The sequence below is a fragment of the Falsigemmobacter intermedius genome (assembly GCF_004054105.1).
Taxonomy (GTDB): Bacteria; Pseudomonadota; Alphaproteobacteria; order Rhodobacterales; family Rhodobacteraceae; genus Wagnerdoeblera; species Wagnerdoeblera intermedia.
Genome location: NZ_SBLC01000061.1, coordinates 1 through 1268, shown reverse-complemented (window position 1 = coordinate 1268; position 1268 = coordinate 1). Strand labels below are relative to the sequence as shown.

The window sequence follows — 1268 nt, the reverse complement described above, 5'->3', positions numbered from 1 at the left end:
GGGCTTCCTTCGGAGCGTCCTGTTCGGCAATCCGGTGATCCACCACAGCCCGAATGAGTTTGGCATGGCCGGCGCCGCAGTTGCCCGCCAGATCGCCAAGCACAAGCACCTCGGCATGGCCGTGGGCTTTCCCGACCTCGTGGCTTTCACCTTCCACGGCCCCCTGTTCTTCGAAGTGAAGGCTAAGGGCAACTACGCCACCCCTGAGCAGAAGTTTGTTCACGCCGAACTCTCGCGCCTCGGCTACCGCGTTGCGGTGGTTAAGAGCATCGAGGACGTGCGCGCCAAGCTGGCTGAGTGGGGCATCCCGACCAAAGAGACTGAGCAACAAGGGGAGGTTTTCCCATGAGTATGGCGGCAATGTCCTATGCCCTTCAGAACAGGGTCTATAAAGGTGAAGCTCGACTGATTTTCATCGCCGCTGGCGATTGTAACGGCACTGTTTCGGCTCGTGGGGCAGCGTACTGGCTGGGCTGCGATGAGGCTGATGCTGGGCCCATTCTCGAAAAACATGTGCAGACTGGAATGCTCATCTCGTGCGGGGATGGCTCATACATCCAGCCTGACATCTGGCGGTTCGTTGAGCTGCATGAGCGGTCGAGCGCAGCCTCCTATCAGACGGGCTACAGAAAGACCAAGATCAGCAAAAGCCTGCGCCTTATGATCTTTGAGCGAGACGGAAACCGCTGCCATTACTGCGGCAGCGATCGTCAGCTCACCATCGATCATATCATCCCAGAGCGCGATGGTGGGTCGCATGAACCCGATAACCTGCTGACCGCTTGCAAGTCGTGCAACTGCTCTAAAGGCACCAAGCCTTATGATGAGTTCGTTGCATGGCGAGAAGAGGTGCAGCAATGAGCAGCGCACCCTTCATGCAGCTCTATGTCGGTGACTATCTGGCCGACACCCTGCACCTCACCACCGAGCAGCACGGGGCATACCTGCTCCTGCTCATGACGATGTGGCGCAACGGCGCAAGCCTGCCGAACGACCCGGCGAAGCTGGCTCGCGTCTGCCGCGTCAGCCCGAAGCGCTGGCCGCAAATCTGGGCAGAGATCAGCGAGTTTTTCGCGATCGAGGGCGAGGTGATGACCAACGCCCGACTGACGAAAGAGCATCAAAAAGCGGTTTCGATATCGCAGGAACGGAAGACCGCCGGGAAGAAGGGCGGAACTGCTAACGCATTGAAAAACATCAATGCACGGGAAGCAATTGCTACAGCCGAGCTTAAGCATAGTCAGATATCAGAACCAGATATCAGAGAA

The 1268-nt window shown here is 57.8% G+C and carries 3 protein-coding genes; all 3 read left to right on the top strand.

Annotation, left to right across the window (positions count from 1 at the left end; genetic code table 11):
• A partial coding sequence (locus EP867_RS18060; protein WP_194085570.1) for a VRR-NUC domain-containing protein occupies nucleotides 1-349 on the top strand: 349 nt, incomplete at its 5' end.
• Nucleotides 346-861: an HNH endonuclease gene (locus EP867_RS18055; protein WP_206616377.1), complete on the top strand. Its 516-nt coding sequence runs from the start codon at nucleotides 346-348 to the stop codon at nucleotides 859-861. The genes EP867_RS18060 and EP867_RS18055, both read left to right, overlap by 4 nt.
• On the top strand, nucleotides 858-1268 hold a 411-nt coding region (locus EP867_RS18050; RefSeq protein WP_164888940.1), incomplete at its 3' end, for a YdaU family protein. The genes EP867_RS18055 and EP867_RS18050, both read left to right, overlap by 4 nt.

Coding starts and splice junctions, on each gene's coding strand:
- EP867_RS18055 (WP_206616377.1), top strand. CDS start 346: ATGAGTATGGCGGCAATGTCCTATGCCCTTCAGAACAGGGTCTATAAA.